This window comes from Vreelandella salicampi, from assembly GCF_013415105.1.
GTDB lineage: Bacteria > Pseudomonadota > Gammaproteobacteria > Pseudomonadales > Halomonadaceae > Vreelandella > Vreelandella salicampi.
Genome location: NZ_JACCDF010000044.1, coordinates 1 through 1,230, shown reverse-complemented (window position 1 = coordinate 1,230; position 1,230 = coordinate 1). Strand labels below are relative to the sequence as shown.

General features: G+C 58.5%; 1 protein-coding gene. It reads right to left on the bottom strand.

Annotated elements, in window-relative coordinates:
- Positions 1-136: 136 nt before the first annotated feature.
- Entirely contained in the window at positions 137-1,135 is a 999-nt protein-coding gene (locus HZS81_RS17925) for an IS5 family transposase (protein WP_179931884.1), read from the bottom strand.
- Positions 1,136-1,230 lie beyond the last annotated feature (95 nt).

Below are 1,230 nucleotides of genomic sequence, written 5' to 3'. Positions count from 1 at the left end.
GGAACCGCTGAACAATTAGCCTCTGAGCGGCTGAAGGGCTCAGAGTAGCAAAATCACCGCATCAGCGATCATTTTCTGACCATCTCAGGTGATCTGTTTTTCCTGCCAGCCGGACTATCCGGCTGGCAGGGCAGATTCAAGACGCACTGGCCCCGTCAATTTGGCCCTTACATCGTGTCGCCAGTACCAAATTGGCCAGTCCGAACAGGCTGAATAGCTGCGCTTGGTTCTTGGCCAACCCCTTGTAGCGCACCTTGCGATAGCCGAAGAGGTTCTTGATGACATGAAACGGATGCTCGACCTTGGCACGGATGCTGGCCTTGGCCTTCTCGATCGCCAGCAGCAGCGTTTTCATGGGGCCGTCTTCCATCTTCTTGATGGGGCTGCGCTTGGCGGCAACACAGCAGCGGGAGTCCGGGGCATCCTTCTCTTCGTCCAGATACTTCCACATGCCGGTGTAACCCGCGTCGCCGTATACCTGCTTGTCATCGTCTCGGACCAGTTGGTTCACCATGGTGACATCGGCGACATTGGCCGAAGTGGCAGTGACACTGTGGGCCAGCCCGGTGACGGCATCGACGCCGATATGAGACTTCATGCCAAAGTAATACTGCTTGCCCTTCCTGGTCTGCTTCATCTCCGGATCGCGTTGCTTGGCCTTGTTCTTGGTGGAAGGCGCCGCCGCCACGATGGTGGCATCGACGATGGTGCCCTCGCGCATGAACAGGCCCTTCTCGGTCAGGTGGGCATTGATTTCCTCGAAGATCCGCTGGGTTAGAGCATGTTTCTCCAGCAGATGGCGGAAACGCAGTAGCGTGGTCGCGTCCGGCACACTCTCGATGGCCAGATCGATACCGATGAAGTCACGCATGGCCTGGCTGTCGTAGATGGCATCTTCGAGCGCCTCATCGGCAAGCGCGTACCACTGCTGCAGGAAGTAGATCCGTAGCATGCGCTCCAGGCCGGAGGGGGGCCGGCCGCGCTTGCCTGCCGCGTTGGGAAAGTAGGACGGCGACAGAGCATCGATCAGCCGTTGCCAAGGTACCAGCGCCTCCATCTGGGCCAGGAACCGCTCGCGGCGGGTGACTTTCTTCTTGTTCTGGTGCTCGGCTTGGGCAAACGAGATCTGCTTCATCGGGTGGCTCTGATCGGACAGTGACAGGAAGTCCAAATTTTACCCCACCGGCGGCTGTCAGGCATCTGCGGCGGGATTTATGCAGTGTTTCCTTA